Below are 17,321 nucleotides of genomic sequence, written 5' to 3'. Positions count from 1 at the left end.
GTTTGGCGCAGAGGTTCAGATAACCGGATTGCGCCCGCCGTTCACCGGCAGGATCGCGCCTACGATGTAACTGGCCCGGTCGCTGGCGAGAAACAGCGCCGCGTCGGCCACCTCCTCAGGTTTCCCGTAACGCCCTAGCGGCACGCTGGCCACGCCACGCGCCAACGCTTCTTCGGGGGAAATATTCAAGCGCTTGGCTTCCACGGCCACCGATTGTTCGACCCGGCCTGTGAGGGTATAACCGGGGTTGATCGCATTGATCCGGATGCCCTGCGCCGCGTAGTGTTCGGCGGCGCCAACGGTGGCCAACATCAATGCGGCGTTGGCGGCCCCGCCGGACAGGTGAGTGCTGGTCGGCACCTTGCCACCCGAGCCGATGATATTGACGATCACGCCCTGACCGCGGGCGCGCATGCCCACCAGCACGGCTTGTTGGCTATTGATCACCGGATAGTATTTGTCCTCCATGCCCGCGCGCAGCGCCTGGCCGTCAAGGTCTTGCGGGTCATAGCGTTTGGCCGCACCGGCGCTGTTGATCAGGATGTCGACAGGGCCATGCTGCGCTTCGATATCGGCGATCACCTGCACTGCATTTTCGTAGACCGACAGGTGAGCGGCAAAACCGCTTGCCTTGATCCCGTCCTGCTCCAGGGTATTGAGCGCCGCTTCGATATTCTCAAGCGTTCGCGACACGATCACCACACGGGCCTGTTCCTGGCCGAATGCACGGGCGCAGGCCAGGCCGATGCCCTTGCTGCCGCCGGTAATGACCACAAGTTTTCCACGCAGATTGAGATTCATGCCAGGGTTCCTGTCAGTGGGTTAAACGAGTGAGCATCATAGACCTGATGATGAGTACGCAGCAGCTGTTGGCCAGATCAAGGTCAAGAGATCGCGAGGCAAGCTCGCTCCTACAACTGTGTCGTCACAGACAGGGCGCGTTTGGGGCGGGGGAGGCAGGGCGTCAAGCAGCGAGAAAAAAGGGCCATTACCCTCATGGGGATCCGGTAATGGCCAAGATTCTCAACCAAAGAGAGCGTCAGGCATCAACCTGACGGCGGGCAATTTACCTGTCCGGGGTTTAGTTAGCTAGCTAAGGAGCTGGGATACAGTTTTACCTCCTGCGCAATAATGGTGCACCGCTTAACAACCTTGTGCGGCGATGCGGCTTGATGCATCTGGCCTCTGCGGGCGTTAAACGCTAACCTTGCGGCCATGCAAATACCTGACTTGAATCTGCTGGTTGCCCTCAATATCTTGCTTGAAGAGGGCTCTGTGGCGGGCGCTGCCCGGCGCATGAACCTCAGTGCTCCGGCCATGAGCCGTACCCTGACGCGTATCCGCGAAGTGTTGAATGACCCGATTCTGGTGCGTTCCGGACGCGGACTGGTGCCAACCCCAAGAGCTCTGGAGCTGCGCGAGCAGGTACGCGGCGTGGTGGAGCTGGCGCACGGGGTGTTCACCCAAAGCCAGGACAGCGATTTGCGCACGCTGGAGCGCACGTTCAGCATCCGCTCCAACGATGTATTTTTCGGTGTGTACGGCGAAGCGTTGCGTCAGCGCATGGCCCAGGAAATGCCCAAAGCAACCTTGCGGGTTGTGCCCGAGGGATTTACCGATGATCAGGCGCTGAACGAGGGGCGCATCGATTTGACCATCTGCGCCACCAACAAGTTTTCTGCGGACATCAAGGTCCAGCGCCTGTTTACTTGTCCGTTTGTGGGGCTGGCCCGCGAAGGTCACCCCATTTTTGACCAGCCGCTCACCGTGCAACGCTTTGTCGAGTTTGACCACATCAGCGTGTCCCGCCGAGGTGTTCCTCGTGGGCCGATCGATTCGATGCTGGCCGAGATAGGCCTTGAACGGCGCGTGTCCTTTACCACGCCAACCTTTTATTCAGCGATCTTTGCCCTTGCGGCTTCCGACCTGATCCTGCCGCTCATGCCGCAGATGTTGCTTAAAACCCTTAAGCCCTTGGGTTTGAAGCTGCGTCAGTTTGAACTGCCCATCACCCTGCAACCTGTCGAAATCAGCCAGGCCTGGCACCCGCGCCTGGACAATGACCACGCCCATCGCTGGTTGCGCCGCACCCTCAAAACCTTCTGCGAGAACGCCACTCTTTGATTGTGGATTGCGTCTGACGCACTCCACAGTTAGCTATTTATCAATTTTTATAGCATTGCCGCTTGGTTAAACTTTTTGTCATCTAGTTAGAAGACGGAGTTAGCCATGTATTGGCGTTTTAAACGTGGGCGTGATTGGGCGCCGGGAGCCGAGTGGTGACCTCGCTGGCTGCAGGTTCAGTCAGCGTCGCGCCGCCCGTTGCAGCGCCACCGGCCAGTGCCGCGTTTGGCTTGCGGATTTTTACCGGGCTGGTGGGGGTGCTTCTGGCGGTGCTGGTCTCGGGTTTCAACGAAAACGTGACCAAAGTGGCGATGCCGGACATACGCGGCGCCATGGGCATCGGCTATGACGAAAGCACCTGGTTGCTGGCGGTGTATTCGGCCACGTCGATCAGTGCCATGGCCTTCGCGCCGTGGTGTGCGGCGACGTTCTCGCTGCGTCGCTTCACCTTGTGTGCAATAGGCGCGTTTTTGCTGCTGGGTATCTTGTGTCCCTTCGCCCCCAACGTTTCTGTGTTGATGCTGCTGCGGACCTTGCAAGGGTTTGCCGGAGGCGCGTTACCGCCCATGTTGATGTCGGTGGCGTTGCGTTTTTTGCCGCCGCACATCCGCTTGTACGGGTTGGGCAGTTATGCGCTGACCGCGACCTTTGGCCCCAGCTTTGGCACGCCGTTGTCGGCCTGGTGGGTGGAATACGCCGGTTGGCAGTGGGCGTTCTGGCAAGTCATTCCGCTCAGCCTGCTGGCCATGGCCTGTGTGGCCTGGGGCTTGCCGCAAGACCCGCTGCGGCTGGAGCGTTTCAAGCAGTTTGACTGGCGCGGGCTGCTGCTCGGCTTGCCCGGTTTGATCATGCTGGTGCTGGGTCTTGAGCTGGGCCAGCGGCTGAACTGGTTCGAGTCCGAAATGATCCGGATCTTTATCGTCGGCGGGCTGGCCTTGCTGGTGCTGTTTTTCATCAACGAATGGTCGCACCCGCTGCCGTTCTTCAAGTTGCAATTACTGAAGAACCGCAATCTCACCAGCGCCTTGCTGACCCTGGCCGGGGTGCTGTTTGTGCTGTTGGCGGTTATCAAGATCCCGTCCAGTTACCTGGCGGAAATTCAGGGCTATCGCCCGCTGGAAACCGCGCCGGTGATGCTGATGGTGGCCTTGCCGCAGTTGATTGCGCTGCCGCTGGTGGTCGCCCTGTGCAACCTGCGCTGGGTCGATTGCCGCTGGGTACTGGCCATTGGTCTGGGCTTGCTGGCGTTGGCGTGTGTGCTGGGTTCGCAGGTGACCTCGGTGTGGAGCCGCGAGAACTTTTACGGTTTGCAGGCGATTCAAATCATCGCTCAGCCGATGGCGGTGATCCCGCTGCTGATGCTGTCGACAGGTGGCCTCAATCCGGCTGACGGGCCATTCGCATCGGCGTGGTTCAACACGGTTAAAGGCTTCTCGGCGGTGGCGGCGGGCAGCGTGTTGCAAGTGCTGACAATCAACCGTGAGCACTTCCACTCGATGAGCCTGGTCGATCGCCTGGGCAACTCGCCGCTGGTGTCCGCCGGTGCCGATCTGGCGCACCGGGTGCACCAGCAGGCGATGGTGCTGACCTCTTCAGATTTGTACCTGTGCATGGCCGGTGTCGCGATTTTATTGGTTGTCATTATTTCTTTTGGCCCGACGCGGATTTATCCGCCGGGCACAGTGGCGGGAGCAGTTAAATGAGTACGACAAACGGGCGCAAGCCTTTGCTGATGGCGGGTGCAGGGGTGCTGGCGCTGGCGGTGCTGTACGGGTTGTGGCGCGTGGTGTTTGCCAGCGGCCCGGAGCAAAGCACCAATGATGCTTATGTGAGTGCCGACTTCACCCTGATCGCGCCAAAAGTCGCGGGTTTTATTGATGAAGTGCTGGTAGAGGATAACCAACCGGTCAAAGCCGGGCAGTTGCTGGCGCGCATCGATGCGCAGGATTATCAAGCCAGCGTGATGGCCGCCCAGGCCATGGTGGCCTCGGCCCAGGCCCAGCAGATGAATGCGCAGGCGATGCTTGAGCGCCAGCGTTCGCTGATCGAGGAGGCCAAGGCCACGGTCGATGCCGACCTCGCCCAGGTGGAGTTCGCCGAGCACGAGTTGCAACGCTATGAGCACTTGGCCGGGCAGGGTGCAGGCACTCTGCAAAACTCGCAGCAGGCGAAGAACCGTTCACAGACAGCCCGTGCACAATTGGCGCAACACCGCGCGGCACTGGAAGCCGCTCGCCAGCAAACAAGAGTGCTGGCCGCGCAACACACCGCCGCCGAGGCTTCGGTGCAGCATGCACAAGCGTTGCAGGCTCGGGCAGAACTGGAGTTGTCATACACCCAGTTGGTGGCGCCGTTTGACGGCGTGGTCGGGCGTCGCAGCGTGCGCAAAGGTGCTTACGTCAAACCGGGCGATACCTTGCTCGCGGTGGTGCCGGTGGCCAAGGCCTACGTGGTGGCGAACTTTCTTGAGCATCAATTGACGCACATGAGCCCTGGGCAACGGGTGATGGTTACGGTCGATACCTTCCCCGGTGAGCAACTGCACGGCACCGTCGACAGTATTGCCCCGGCCACGGGAGTGACGTTCTCGGCCATCGCGCCAGATAACGCCACCGGTAACTTCACCAAGGTGGTGCAGCGCATTCCGGTCAAAATCACCCTGGACTCAGACCAGCCGTTGATCCAGCAACTGCGTCTGGGCATGTCGGTGGATGCATCCGTCGACACCGCCAGCACCTCGGGACAGCAGGTCAGCGCACGATGAACAGCAAAATAATGACCTGCGCCGTCACTTGTTTCAGCCTGCTGAGTCTTGGCGGTTGCGTGATGGGGCCTGATTTCAAAACGCCCGAGACACCGTTGGCCGCGCATTGGGCGAACACGCCAAGCCAATCCGGGCACAGCGGGACGGCTGAGTCGCCGGTGGACATGCGCTGGTGGGACAGTTTTGGCGACGCGCAGCTATCGGCGTTGGTACGTGAAGCCCAGACGCGCAACTTTGATCTGCAAATGGCCGCCAGCCGGCTTGAGCAAAGCCGGGCCATGCGCCGTCAGGTCGCCGCCGACACGCTGCCGGCGGTAGACGGTTCGGCGGGCTACAGCCGCAGTCGCAACAGCCAGCGCGGCTTGAATGACCCGTCGGGTAAAGAGGGCAAGCAGGCGTTTAACCTGTGGAACGGCGGGCTCGGCATCAGTTGGGAGGCCGATTTGTGGGGGCGCGTGAAGCGCTCGGTGGAGGTAGCAGATGCGTCGGTGCAAATGGCTGAAGAAGACCGCCATGCCGTGCAACTGCTGGTCATCGTACAGACCGCCCAGGATTACATTGAGCTGCGCAGCACCCAGCAGGGGCTGGCGGTGGTCGAGCAGAACCTGCATATCGCCCAACGCAGCCTGGAACTGACCCGGCTACAACTCAAGGAAGGCGTGGCGACGGATCTGGAAGTTTCTGAGGCGGCCGCCCAAGTCGCAGAAATTCAGGCGCGTCTGGCACCGTTGCAACAGCACAGTGCGCAATTGATCAACGCCCTGAGCCTGTTGCTGGCGCGCGAGCCAAGAGCCTTGCAGGCGCAATTAAGTACGCCTGCCAACGTACCGTCCTATACGGCGACTGTACCCATCGGCTTGCCCAGTGAACTGGCAGAACGACGCCCGGACATCCGCCGCGCGCAGGCCCAATTGCATGCGGCCACGGCTGCCATTGGCGTCGCCGAAGCGGACTTTTACCCGCGCATTACCTTGTCCGGGAATATGGGTTTTCAGGCGTTGCAACTGTCGGACCTGGGCAGTTGGGGCTCGCGCAGCTTTGCCTTTGGCCCGGGGCTGAGCGTGCCCTTGTTCGAGGGCGGACGCCTGAAAGGCGCGCTGCAATTACAAGAAGGCCGCCAGCAAGAAGCCGGTATTGGCTTTCAGAAAACCGTGCTGCGTGCCTGGCACGAAGTGGACGACGCGCTGGTGGCGTACCAGGCCAACCAGCGCCGCCGCGACAGCCTGCTGCAGGCGGTCGCTCACAACCAGCGGGCACTTGACAGCGTTCACCAGCAGTACACCCAGGGCACCGTGGACTTTCTTAACGTGCTGACCGTGCAAAACGCACTGCTGGCCAACCAGGCGGCGCTGGTCGACAGCACCGCCCAGGTTTCACTCTCGCTGGTCGACCTGTATGGCGCGCTTGGCGGAGGCTGGCAGGGCTGATAAATCGAGACCCTATCGCGAGACAGGCTCGGGCCAAGGATTTGAGGCGCATCCCGAATCCAACGTACGAGCTTGTCTCGCGATAGGGTCTTTTTAATACCCCTCCACTGTAGGAGCGAGCTTGCCTCGCAATCTTTTGATCTTAAAAGATCGCAGCCATCGTGCCTCGGCAGCTCCTACAACATTCAGCAAGACGAGTTGCAGCGTTCGTATCTGCGTGCCTGCGCAGGGATTTGTTATGCTCGGCCCTCGAATCAAACGCCAGCATAGGCGTGTCCAGTTCACTTTGAGCGTATTTATGTCTGCCGATACTCAAGCTGTCACGACGCGTTTTTCGCGCTCCGACTATAGAACTCTGGGGCTGGCGGCCCTGGGTGGGGCGCTGGAAATCTATGATTTCATCATTTTCGTGTTTTTCGCCCTGACCCTCAGCCAGCTGTTTTTCCCGCCCGATATGCCGGAATGGCTGCGCTTGCTGCAAAGTTTCGGGATTTTTGTGACCGGCTATCTGGCCCGCCCGTTGGGTGGCATCTTGATGGCGCATTTTGCCGATCATCTGGGGCGCAAACGGGTGTTCAGCCTGAGCATCCTGATGATGGCCCTGCCGTGTCTGTTGATCGGGATCATGCCGACATATGCCGATATTGGCTATTTCGCGCCGCTCTTGCTGCTGGCGTTGCGGATTTTTCAGGGCGCCGCAGTCGGCGGTGAGGTGCCCAGTGCCTGGGTATTTGTTGCCGAACACGCGCCTGCCGGGCGTCGCGGCTATGCCTTGGGCTTTTTACAGGCCGGTCTGACCTTCGGTTATTTGATCGGCGCCCTGACGGCGACCTTGCTGGCGCAACTGTTTACCCCGGCCGAAATCCTTGATTACGCCTGGCGCTTTCCGTTTTTGCTGGGCGGCGTGTTTGGCGTGATCGGTGTGTGGCTGCGTCGCTGGCTGAGCGAAACCCCGGTGTTTCTGGCCTTGCGCGAGCGCCGTGAGGGCAGGGTAGAGCTGCCTTTGCGCACGGTATTGCGGGATTTTCGCCCGTCATTGCTGCCCGCCGCGTTGCTGACCTGCGTACTGACCAGCGCCGTGGTGGTGTTTGTCGTCATTACTCCCACCGTGATGCAACAGCAGTTCGGCATGACCGCCAGCCACACGTTTGCCTTGAGCAGCGTGGGCATCGTGTTTCTGAATATTGGCTGTGTGCTGGCAGGCCTGATCGTTGACCGGATCGGCGTCTGGCGCAGCATCGTGCTGTACAGCGTGCTATTGCCGCTGGGGATTGGCGTGCTCTATGCCAGCCTGGTCGGGCAATGGGGCTTGCCGGGGCTGGCTTACGCGTTGGCCGGTTTGACCTGCGGGATCGTTGGCGTGGTGCCGTCAGTCATGGTTGGCTTGTTCCCGGCTGAGATTCGCGTATCGGGCATTTCTTTTACCTACAACATCGCTTACGCGCTTTGGGCCAGTATCACGCCGTTGTTGCTGATTGCCCTGATGCCGTGGAGTCCGTGGGTGTGCGTGCTGTTCTGTGGGGTGATGGGCCTGGTCGGCGTGCTCACGGCCCGCTGGTTCGGCTTTGCCCGTGGCCATCAGGTCGAGCGGCGTTTGCGCGCGTTGGCAGAGGTGTGATGCAGAAACCTTCCGTCAGCGCAATGATTGCTGGGATTAATAGGAAGCATTACTATTCACGCCCCACCTATTCAGTCCAGTGCGATGACTCACAAAGTGCCCCGCCGAGCGGGCTTTTTTGAACATTACGAAGAGTTGATCGGTACTTGGACGCGTCGCTTGCGTAACCGCCAGCAGGCGCAAGACTTGGCCCATGACACTTTTGTACGCGTGCTCGAATCCACTTCGGAGGCCGTCGAGCAGCCGCGTGCCTATTTGCATCAAATGGCGCGTAATATCGCTGTCGATGGTTTTCGCCGTGAAGAGTTACGTGACGCCAAGGAGCAGGCAGCCGTTCCCCCAAGTTCGTCCGAGGCGGGCGACCCGGAGCAGTACATGCGTGCTATCCAGTTGGCTGAGTCTGTTGAAAAAGCCCTGCAAGAGCTCCCGCTGAACTGCAGGAAGGTGTTTGTCTGGCAGAAGATCGAAGGCCTGACTCAAGCCGAGATCGCCGAACGCCTGGGACTGTCCAAGAACATGGTGGAAAAATATATGATCCGCACCCTGCGACATCTGCGTGAACGGGTGGAGGCTCAATGATGGATACGCGTGACGCTACCCTCGACATCGCCAGTGTGCGGGACGCTGCCGCAACCTGGTTTACCCGTGTGCAGGCGCAGGCTTTGAATGCGGCGGAACAGGCTGAATTCGAGGCCTGGCGCGCCCGCCATCCGAGCCATGAAACGGAATACCAATGGCTGGTCAACTTGTGGTCGGCAACAGATTTGTTGCCCAAGGAGCGCCTGCAGGCACTCTGTGAGGTGCCGGTCAAGCCGATCAAGCGCCGTTCTGTACTGGGTTTTGGTCTGGCGGCCAGCGTGCTAGCGGTGGCGGGCGGCGCACTGGTGTGGACGCAGTTGCAGTCTATGGGCAATTACCAGGGCAGCTTTGCCACCACGGCAGGCGAGCGCCGCACTGTGACCTTGCCGGATGGCTCGGCCATCGAGCTCAACAGTCGTAGCCAATTGCTGGTCAGTTTTGAACGCCAGCAACGCACGGTGGTGCTCAAGCAGGGCGAGGCGATGTTCAACGTGGCCCACGACACGGATCGGCCTTTTGTGGTGCTCGCAGGCCCTGGCCAAGTGACCGTCACCGGCACCCGTTTTGATGTGCGCCACGAGGACGGCCAGGCGCAAGTCGCCGTGGAGTCGGGCACTGTGCGGGTGCAGGGTAACGAACCCGGATCGCGGGTTAACCTGACGGCAGGGCTGGGCACGGTGGTCAATGCCCAAGGGCAGGTGGCAGCCGTACAGCCGGTGAATACCGAAGCACTGACGGCCTGGCGCAAGGGGCAACTGGTGTTCAATAACGCCAGCCTGGCTGAGGTTGCGGCCGAAGTGTCGCGCTATCGGGACACGCCGCTGCACGTCAGTACGCCAGCGCTGGGGCAGTTGCGTCTGACCAGCGTGTTCAAGACCAACGACACCGACGCCTTGCTCAGCGCCTTGCCGCGCATCCTGCCGGTGGCGATTAAAACCCGGGAAGATGGCAGCCAGGAAATCATCTCGGCAAAATAATTTCAGATCCGATTCAGGTTTTTTTCGAGTTCTTCGTCTTCTTGATCAACTGCAACTGGTTTGCATTAACAAGCGCAATCAAATGCGATCAACTGGGCAAGACTCGACGTGAAAAACAACCATCCTTGTGTGCGGTTTTCCTCGCTTAAACCATCTTTGAAAGCTCCATCGTCCAGCGCACGATCGCGCTTGTTGCCACTGGCGCTGGCCCTCGCGGTCAGTGCGGCGATGCCCGCTGCGTTTGCCGGCGAAGCCGTTGCCAGCGCCATCCATATCCAGGCCCAGCCTTTGGGCGCCGCGTTGAGCCAGTTGGCGCAGCAAACCTCGTTGCAGGTGTTTTTCAGTCCGCAACTGGTGGCCGGCAAGCAGGCTCCTGCGGTCAACGGCAACCTGTCGCCCGAGCAAGCGCTGCGTGAACTGCTGCAAGGCAGCGGCTTGAACTACCAGCTTGATGGCGACGCCGTGACCCTGACCCCGGCAGCCACCGTGAGCGCCTCCGACGCTTCCGGCCCGCTGGAGCTGGGGCCGGTTGATGTGAAAGTGGTGGGTAACTGGCTGGGCGATGCCAACGCCGAAGTGGTGCAGAACCACCCTGGTGCGCGAACAGTGGTGCGCCGCGAGGCGATGGTCGAGCAGGGCGCAATGACCGTCGGCGACGTGCTCAAGACCATTCCCGGTGTGCAGGTACAGGAATCCAACGGCACCGGCGGCAGCGATATCTCCTTGAACGTCGGCGTGCGTGGCTTGACCTCACGCCTGTCGCCCCGTTCGACCGTATTGATTGACGGCGTACCCGCAGCGTTTGCCCCGTACGGCCAGCCGCAACTGTCGATGGCGCCGATTTCCTCGGGCAACCTCGACAGCATTGACGTGGTCCGCGGTGCCGGTTCGGTGCGCTACGGACCACAGAACGTGGGCGGCGTGATCAACTTTGTGACCCGCGCCATCCCGGAAACCTTTCAGGGCGAAGTCGGCACTACTCTGGAAACCTCCGAGCGTGGCGGCTGGAAACACCTGGAATCGGCCTTTCTGGGCGGCACGGCCGACAACGGTATCGGTGCTGCATTGCTCTATTCCGGTGTCAAAGGTGATGGCTACCGGGCGAGCAATAACAACAACGACATCGATGACGTATTGCTGAAAACCCATTGGGCGCCGACCGATCAAGACGATTTCAGCCTTAACTTCCACTACTACGACGCCACCGCCGACATGCCCGGCGGCCTGACGCAGAAGCAGTTTGACGCTGACCCGTACCAGTCTGTACGCGACTGGGACAACTTCACCGGGCGCCGTAAGGACGTGTCCTTCAAATACCTGCGGCAGATTGATGACCAGACCCAGTTTGAAGTCCTGACCTACTACACCGACAGCTTCCGTGGCAGCAACATTGCCGCGCGCAACCTGCAAACCCTGGCGTCATACCCGCGCAGCTACCACACCTTCGGCATCGAGCCTCGGGTGTCGCACGTCTTCACCCTGGGTGAGGTTACCCAGGAAGTGGGCATTGGCTATCGCTACCTGAAAGAAGCCATGCAGGAAGAAGCCAGCCAGCTGCAACTGGTCAATAACGTGCCTGTGGCCCGTCCGGGGGCTGACGGCCATGTTTATCAGGACCGTACCGGCGGGACCGAAGCCAACTCGTTCTACATCGATGACAAGATCGACGTCGGCAAGTGGACTATCACCCCGGGCATTCGCTTCGAGCGCATCAGCACCAACTGGCATGACCACTCGGTGCTGGACAACAAAGGCGTGCCGGTCCCGGAAAAAAACCGCAGCATCGACAGCAACGAAGCGTTGCCGGCCTTGAGCGTGATGTATCACCTCTCCGATGCCTGGAAACTGTTCGCCAACTACGAAACCTCGTTTGGCAGCTTGCAGTACTTCCAGTTGGGTCAGGGCGGTCAAGGCGACCAGACCGCCGCGGGCCTGAAGCCTGAGAAGGCCAAGACCTATGAAATCGGTACCCGTTATGACAACGGCGTATGGGGCGGCGAAGTCACGCTGTTCTACATCGACTTTGCTGACGAACTGCAATACGTGAGCAACGACGTGGGCTGGACCAACCTCGGCGCGACCAAGCACCAAGGTATCGAAACGTCGGTTCATTACGACATGTCGACGCTTAACCCGGCCCTTGACGGCCTGTCGGTGAACGCCGGTTTCACCTACACCAAAGCCACCTCTGAGGGTGACATCGCCAACTTCAAAGGCCGTGACCTGCCGCTGTACTCGCGCCAAGTGCTCAACCTGGGCGCCCGCTATGTGGTCAACCGCTGGAGCTACAACCTCGACATGTTTGCCCAGTCGCAACAGCATGCGCCGGGCACTGGCGGGGTTTACATCACCGACCCGACGCCGGACGGCCAGTACGGAGATATTCCGGGTTACGCCACCTGGAGCACCCGTGTCGGTTACGACTTTGGCCCTGAAGCCTCGAACCTGAAAGTGGGTGCGGGTATCAAAAACCTGTTCAACCAGGAGTACTACACCCGTTCCAGCGACAACAACTCGGGTATCTACGTGGGTGAGCCGCGCACGTTCTTCGTGCAGGCCAGCGTAGGGTTCTAAAGCAGCACGGTTTGTCTCGCGGTCTTTTGACGGTTTAAAAGATCGCGAGACAAGCTCGCTACAGAGTGAATCAGACTTTCAAGATGCGCCCGCTGATGGCCACGCCTACCAGCATCACGGCGATCAGGCCGAAGGCGATGTTCAAACTGCTGGCATGGGCGATAAAGCCAATGGCCGCAGGCCCTACCAAAATCCCCGCATAACCCAGCGTAGTAATGGCCGGCACGGCGATGCTCTCAGGCATCACGGTCTGCTTGCCCACCGCGGTGTACAGCACCGGCACGATATTCGAGCAGCCGGCACCCACCAGCGCGTAGCCCAACAGCGACACTTCCCAGTCCGGCGCCACTGTCGCCAACGCCAGCCCGGCGGCGGCAAAAAGACCGCCCAGAACAATGACCCGACGTGAGCCCAGGCGGCTGACGACGGTATCGCCAAGCAACCGGCCTGCCGTCATGGTCAGGGCAAACGCGGCATAACCTAGCCCGGCATACACCTCGTTGATGTGTTTTTCAGAGGTCAGGAATACCGCGCTCCAGTCGAGCATCGCGCCTTCAGCCAAAAACACGGTAAAGCACAGCAGGCCGATAAACAGCACCACGCCATGGGGGATGGCAAACGCCGGGCCGCTGCTCTCGCTGCCATAGGGCAACAGGTGCGGCGCGGCCTTGAACAGCGCTGCGAGGATCAGCACGATGACCACGGCCATTGCCCACAAAGGCGTCAGGCCGATGGCCAGCAGGCCGCTGACCCCGGCAGCGCCGACGATCCCGCCGACACTGAACAAGCCATGAAAGCCCGACATCATGTTGCGCCCGCTGGCGCGTTCAACAATCACTGCCTGCAGGTTGACGGTGGAGTCGACGGTGCCCAGCCCGGCGCCAAAGACAAACAGCGTGGCAATCAGCAACGGGATGGAACTGACTGTCGCCAGCAGCGGCAAACTCAGGCAGATCAACAGGGTCCCGGCGGTCAGCACCCGGCGGCAACCAAAGCGTGTGGCCAGCACCCCGGCAATCGGCATGGCCAGAATCGACCCGACGCCCAACGACAGCAGCAACAGCCCCAATGTCGCGTCATCCAGCCCGGCCCGCGCCTTGGCGTAGGGCACCAGCGGTGCCCAGGCAGCGATGCCGAACCCGGCAATAAAAAAGGCAATTCGCGTCGAAAGTTGTTCGAGACGCCCCGGAACCGGAGGCGCTTTAGGCATGGAGGTCATGGTCTTCCTTGAAGGACAAGCGGCAAAAACAAAGCAACATCCTTACACAGTTGCGGCCAACCTCGCGACCCGCGAACGCCATCACGCTGTGGGAGCGGGCTTGCTCGCGATGGGATCGACGAGGTGTAACAGACAGACCCAGTCGTTTGCATCGCGAGCAAGCCCGCTCCCACGGGGGGGGCTAGAGGCCGAGGGCCTAGACTTTACGCCGTACGAACACCCAACCCGCCAGCAGCACCAGCACGACAATCGCGCCCCAGGCCAGCGCCGGGGCGTATTTGATCAGCCAGCTCACCGGTGTTTTATCCGACAGAATGCTGGCCACCTCTTGTTCATCCGGCCCGGAGCCAGGCACTTGCCCAAATGTCGAACGTACGTAGCGGGCCAGTGCGGCGATTTGCTCGTTGTTCATTTGGTCACGGAAACCGGGCATGAGGATGTGCCTGCCATCCATTTTGAGGTCGATGCCCCCGGCGATGACTTGCACCAGATTATTGGGATGGGCCGAGCGCAAGTCGCGCAACCGACCTAGATCCGGCCCTGCGGTGCCAGTGCCGTCGACCCCGTGACAACTGGCACACGCCGATTGATACAGCACGGCGCCATCGGTGGTGGCGTTGTTGGCCAGGTTACGCCAGCCGGTAATCGGCCCCTCAACAGTGTCAGGGTCGACGCGTGCCGGACGTGAGGGCGCAGCAGGCAAGCTTTGAGTCATGACCGGTGGCACCTGGCGCAAATAGGCAATGATGTCGTCAATGTCGCTGTCGCCCAGATGGCTCAGGCTACGACTCACAGCCAGGCCCATATCACCCCCTGCGACCGCCCCCGAGTTATGGCCTTTTTGCAGAAACTGTTTGAGTTCCTCATCGCTCCAGCTACCCAGCCCGGACGGGTCGTTAGTGAGGTTGGGGGCTTGCCAGCCGCCGACAAACGCGCCGCCCAGATGCTGCTCCGGCAACTCCGCCATGAGTACCCCGCGTGGTGTGTGACACGCACTGCAATGCCCGAGGGCCTCGACCAGATAGCGCCCGGATTCTGCCGACTCACCTTGCGCAGGTTTCTCGCCTGCCGCGTGCCCTTCCTTCAGGTACAGCGCGTTCCAGGCAATCATGGCCGGCCTTATGAACGGGAAGCCCAAATCGGTCGCGCGCACTTCATGGTTGACCGCAGGAATGCTCTGCAAATAGACGTAGAGCGCCGACACATCGGCATCGCTGATGCCGGTGTAGGACGTGTACGGCATTGCCGGATACAGCCAGCCTTTGCCGGGGGCGCGGCCTTTGCGCAGGGCGTCGCGCAACTGTTCTTCGCTCCAGCCGCCGATGCCGGTGCGTGTGTCCGGGGTGATGTTGGAGGCATAAATAGGCCCCAGGGGGCTGGCAATTGCAGCGCCGCCCGCCAGATTTTCGCCATGGCAGCCCGCGCAATCGGCTGCCGTGGCGATGTACTTGCCGCGTTCAACCGGGCTGGCATCGTTTGACTGAGCACTGGCCCACTGTGTGCCGAGGGCGAGGGTGACGGCTATCAAGGCTTTACGCATGTCACACCTCCTTGGCGATATGTTTGCCAGCACGGATGGCCAGCGCCATCCCGGTCAGGGTGGGGTTCACACCGCCCGCCGTGGGCATGACTCCAGTGGTCACCAGAAACAGGTTCTGGTGATCAAAACAGCGCAGATCCCGGTCCACCACAGCATCCTCGGCCTGGGTGCCCATGCGCACCGTGCCCATGATGTGCTGCTGGCAAATCCATTTTGTGGGTGCACTGATCCGCGTACCGTTGGTGGCTTGCAGGAAGTTGGCGAAATCGTCCATCAGTCGGGGCAGGTTGGCGTTGGTGTAGTCCGAGATCCGGTAGTCCAGGCGCAATCCCGGTAAGCCGAGCGAATCCTTGAAGCCTGGGTTCAGGGATATCCCGTTGGCCATGTCGGGCAAATCTTCGGTCAGGGCTTCAAAGGTAAAAATCCGGGCCGAACGATCGTGGATTTCGTCATCCAGCGCGGCGCCGATCTTGCGCTCCGACAAGGCGGTTTCGGCAATGCCGACAGTGGGCGGGTTGTTCAGCAAGTCATAGCGCGTTGAAGGAATACGCGTGCGGTCTGGCTGATTGCGCCGCTGCATGATCGCGCCGTGAATGTTCTGCCCGCGTCCGGCCCACAACGGCTCCGACGAGAGCAGGGTCATGTCGATGGTGGGGTGAACCATCAGGTTGCGCCCGACCATGCCCGAGCGCGCCCCGAGATTGTTCATCAGCATCAGCTTGGGGGTTTCAAAGCCATGGCCGGCCAGCACGTAAACTTTTGCCGTGAGCCGCGTTGCAGAACGGTTTGGCGTAAGGTAGTGGAGGGCGGTCACCTGGCCGTCTGCGCCGGTTTCGATCTTGTGCACGATGGCGTTGCTGCGCAGGTCGACGCCCAACGTGCGGATCTTTTCGACGACGTGATACCCCGAGTGCTTGGCGCCGATCGGGCAGTTCCAGTTGCACATGTTGTTGCCAATGCACGCGGGGCGGCCGTCATAGGGTTTGCTGATGCGTGACGAGGGGGCGACGTCGATGCGATAACCCTTGGTTGCAATTTGTTGCTGCAAGCGCTGAATGGCGTAGGGCTTGGCTTCGGGTGGCAGTGGAAAAGGTCGGGAGCGGGGTGGGTAGGTGTACCCCAAGCCTTGGCCGGATTCGTCGTAATCGGCGATGCCGTTGACCCCGATTTCGTACTCGGCGTCGCAATAGAACGGCTCAAGCTCGGCGTAGGTGATGGGCCAGTCCACGGCGAGGCCGAAGCTGGACTTCAAGGTCATGTCTTCAGGGAGCAGGCGCCAAGTGGCCGCCGTCCAGTGCCGTGAGGTACCGCCGACTGAACGCAGGGTGCCGGGGAACACTTCGATCCCTTCGAGGTGCGGGCTGATATAGCCGGGGCTGAAGCTGTTGGGGGCGTAGGGCACATCCGGGAACAGCGCGTTGAAGTTGTTCTGGCGGGCCGAGTTACGAAAGTTGTCGGTGACTTTCCAGTCCGTGGTTTCAGGCCCGGCTTCCAGCACGATGACTTTTTTCCCGGCGCGGGCCAGTTCCAGCGCCACCATGGAGCCCAATGAACCTGAGCCCACGACAATCACGTCAGCATCGTAATCGCTCATTTCCTTGCCTCCTGGCCCAGTGCTGCACGGGCAGCTTCGATTGAGTCGAACCGGCCTTCGGCGTAGGCGTGCCAGGCCGGATCAGGGGCGGCGATGGTGTAGTGCTTCAATGGCTGATAAGCCCAGGTGGTGGCGCCTTCCGGCAGATCGGAAGCGTCGACCCCGCGTGGCGTGTCTCGCCACCAGCCTGCCGGGCCGGGTGGGTAGCTCTGCGCAGGAATAATGCCGCCGGTCTTGGCATACGCCTGCATTTCAAGAAACGTGGCGAAGGCGGCGTCATCTTCAAGAATTCGCCCTGAGGGCGTACCGACATAGCCCAAATACCAGGGTTTGGCGATGATCAGTGCGGTGTCCAGATCCGTACCGCTGAGGGCCGACAGACCCGCTTCGCGGCTGGTGCTTGCCGTCAGGGTTTTGTGCAGTGCTAGGAGATGAGCGGCGAAGCCTGCGTGGCGCTCTGTCAGCAAAGCCTCGATCCTGGCGGCAGCGCCGGGTGTCAGGTTATCGGCGCCGGTAATGATCCGGCTCACCTCATGAAACGCATCTGAAGCAGACCCTGCTGCCAACAGCGCACTCGACCAATACAAGGCAGGCGGTATTAAAGCGAGTGATACAAGAAAGGAGCGACGATCCATAGACATAGTGCCCACCCTGGCAAACTGATTAACATCCGGTGTTAATACGTTGAAAGTTGTTTATAGCCAAAATACAACTAACGGCAAGTTTTGATTGTTAGTCAGGGAGGGGGCTTTCAGATTAATGAAACGGGAGTTGAATCTTTAGCGGTGGATGTCACTCTAACGCGACTTTTTATATATGAGTTTGGGAATGCAAATCATTATTGGCCTGTAGGAGCGAGCTTGCCTCGCGATCTTTTAAACAATCAAAAGATCGCGAGGCAAGCT

13 protein-coding genes are annotated in these 17,321 nt (G+C 60.5%); 8 read left to right on the top strand and 5 right to left on the bottom strand.

The window, feature by feature from the left end:
* Positions 1 to 15 precede the first annotated feature (15 nt).
* Positions 16 to 801, bottom strand: coding sequence for an SDR family oxidoreductase (locus QMX84_RS19180; RefSeq protein WP_282364531.1), 786 nt, complete (start codon positions 799 to 801; stop codon positions 16 to 18).
* Positions 802 to 1,215: 414 nt separating this feature from the next.
* Between QMX84_RS19180 and QMX84_RS19175 the strand changes: the two genes are divergently transcribed.
* From QMX84_RS19175 to QMX84_RS19140, 8 genes are all read left to right on the top strand, one after another.
* On the top strand, positions 1,216 to 2,124 hold the full coding sequence (locus tag QMX84_RS19175; protein WP_262123583.1) for a LysR family transcriptional regulator: 909 nt from the start codon (positions 1,216 to 1,218) through the stop codon (positions 2,122 to 2,124).
* Between the two features lie 164 nt (positions 2,125 to 2,288).
* The gene (locus QMX84_RS19170; RefSeq protein ID WP_282364538.1) at positions 2,289 to 3,827 is read left to right on the top strand and encodes an MFS transporter; all 1,539 of its coding nucleotides are present in this window, start codon (positions 2,289 to 2,291) and stop codon (positions 3,825 to 3,827) included.
* Positions 3,824 to 4,888, top strand: a complete 1,065-nt coding sequence (locus QMX84_RS19165; RefSeq protein ID WP_262123582.1) for an HlyD family secretion protein — start codon at positions 3,824 to 3,826, stop codon at positions 4,886 to 4,888. The genes QMX84_RS19170 and QMX84_RS19165 overlap by 4 nt, the downstream gene beginning before the upstream one ends.
* Positions 4,885 to 6,315 carry an efflux transporter outer membrane subunit gene (locus QMX84_RS19160; protein ID WP_282364530.1) on the top strand — a complete coding sequence of 477 codons (1,431 nt, stop codon included), beginning with the start codon at positions 4,885 to 4,887 and terminating at the stop codon, positions 6,313 to 6,315. The genes QMX84_RS19165 and QMX84_RS19160 overlap by 4 nt, the downstream gene beginning before the upstream one ends.
* Positions 6,316 to 6,613: 298 nt before the next feature.
* Positions 6,614 to 7,933, top strand: a complete 1,320-nt coding sequence (locus QMX84_RS19155) for an MFS transporter (protein WP_048387431.1) — start codon at positions 6,614 to 6,616, stop codon at positions 7,931 to 7,933.
* 84 nt (positions 7,934 to 8,017) lie between these two features.
* Positions 8,018 to 8,512, top strand: coding sequence for a sigma-70 family RNA polymerase sigma factor (locus QMX84_RS19150; protein WP_153332362.1), 495 nt, complete (start codon positions 8,018 to 8,020; stop codon positions 8,510 to 8,512).
* Positions 8,512 to 9,489 (top strand): FecR family protein, encoded by a 978-nt coding sequence (locus QMX84_RS19145; RefSeq protein WP_282364537.1) that lies wholly within the window; start codon positions 8,512 to 8,514, stop codon positions 9,487 to 9,489. Before QMX84_RS19150 ends, QMX84_RS19145 begins: the two co-directional genes overlap by 1 nt.
* Before the next feature lie 228 nt (positions 9,490 to 9,717).
* Entirely contained in the window at positions 9,718 to 12,063 is a 2,346-nt protein-coding gene (locus QMX84_RS19140; RefSeq protein WP_282364536.1) for a TonB-dependent receptor, read from the top strand.
* A gap of 70 nt (positions 12,064 to 12,133) precedes the next feature.
* Here QMX84_RS19140 and QMX84_RS19135 read toward each other — a convergent pair whose 3' ends face one another.
* The 4 genes from QMX84_RS19135 to QMX84_RS19120 all read right to left on the bottom strand — a co-directional run bounded on the left by QMX84_RS19135 (position 12,134) and on the right by QMX84_RS19120 (position 17,057).
* The gene (locus QMX84_RS19135; RefSeq protein ID WP_282364529.1) at positions 12,134 to 13,282 is read right to left on the bottom strand and encodes an MFS transporter; all 1,149 of its coding nucleotides are present in this window, start codon (positions 13,280 to 13,282) and stop codon (positions 12,134 to 12,136) included.
* A gap of 196 nt (positions 13,283 to 13,478) precedes the next feature.
* On the bottom strand, positions 13,479 to 14,822 hold the full coding sequence (locus QMX84_RS19130; protein ID WP_282364528.1) for a c-type cytochrome: 1,344 nt from the start codon (positions 14,820 to 14,822) through the stop codon (positions 13,479 to 13,481).
* Between the two features lies 1 nt (position 14,823).
* Positions 14,824 to 16,416 (bottom strand): GMC family oxidoreductase, encoded by a 1,593-nt coding sequence (locus tag QMX84_RS19125; protein ID WP_282364527.1) that lies wholly within the window; start codon positions 16,414 to 16,416, stop codon positions 14,824 to 14,826.
* Positions 16,413 to 17,057, bottom strand: a complete 645-nt coding sequence (locus tag QMX84_RS19120; protein WP_282364526.1) for a sugar dehydrogenase complex small subunit — start codon at positions 17,055 to 17,057, stop codon at positions 16,413 to 16,415. The genes QMX84_RS19125 and QMX84_RS19120 overlap by 4 nt, the downstream gene beginning before the upstream one ends.
* Between the last annotated feature and the right edge of the window lie 264 nt (positions 17,058 to 17,321).

It is taken from the genome of Pseudomonas sp. PS01297 (genome assembly GCF_029959305.1).
Lineage (GTDB): Bacteria > Pseudomonadota > Gammaproteobacteria > Pseudomonadales > Pseudomonadaceae > Aquipseudomonas > Aquipseudomonas helleri.
The sequence above is the reverse complement of the archived record's forward strand: the minus strand, read 5'-3'. Positions and strand labels throughout refer to the sequence as shown.

What these genes read in the sequence shown, in the direction of transcription:
- QMX84_RS19135 (WP_282364529.1), bottom strand. Translation starts at nt 13,282, where the DNA reads ATGACCTCCATGCCTAAAGCGCCTCCGGTTCCGGGGCGTCTCGAACAA.
- QMX84_RS19165 (WP_262123582.1), top strand. Translation starts at nt 3,824, where the DNA reads ATGAGTACGACAAACGGGCGCAAGCCTTTGCTGATGGCGGGTGCAGGG.
- QMX84_RS19125 (WP_282364527.1), bottom strand. Translation starts at nt 16,416, where the DNA reads ATGAGCGATTACGATGCTGACGTGATTGTCGTGGGCTCAGGTTCATTG.
- QMX84_RS19180 (WP_282364531.1), bottom strand. Translation starts at nt 801, where the DNA reads ATGAATCTCAATCTGCGTGGAAAACTTGTGGTCATTACCGGCGGCAGC.
- QMX84_RS19140 (WP_282364536.1), top strand. Translation starts at nt 9,718, where the DNA reads ATGCCCGCTGCGTTTGCCGGCGAAGCCGTTGCCAGCGCCATCCATATC.
- QMX84_RS19155 (WP_048387431.1), top strand. Translation starts at nt 6,614, where the DNA reads ATGTCTGCCGATACTCAAGCTGTCACGACGCGTTTTTCGCGCTCCGAC.
- QMX84_RS19130 (WP_282364528.1), bottom strand. Translation starts at nt 14,822, where the DNA reads ATGCGTAAAGCCTTGATAGCCGTCACCCTCGCCCTCGGCACACAGTGG.
- QMX84_RS19150 (WP_153332362.1), top strand. Translation starts at nt 8,018, where the DNA reads ATGACTCACAAAGTGCCCCGCCGAGCGGGCTTTTTTGAACATTACGAA.
- QMX84_RS19175 (WP_262123583.1), top strand. Translation starts at nt 1,216, where the DNA reads ATGCAAATACCTGACTTGAATCTGCTGGTTGCCCTCAATATCTTGCTT.
- QMX84_RS19120 (WP_282364526.1), bottom strand. Translation starts at nt 17,057, where the DNA reads ATGTCTATGGATCGTCGCTCCTTTCTTGTATCACTCGCTTTAATACCG.
- QMX84_RS19145 (WP_282364537.1), top strand. Translation starts at nt 8,512, where the DNA reads ATGGATACGCGTGACGCTACCCTCGACATCGCCAGTGTGCGGGACGCT.
- QMX84_RS19160 (WP_282364530.1), top strand. Translation starts at nt 4,885, where the DNA reads ATGAACAGCAAAATAATGACCTGCGCCGTCACTTGTTTCAGCCTGCTG.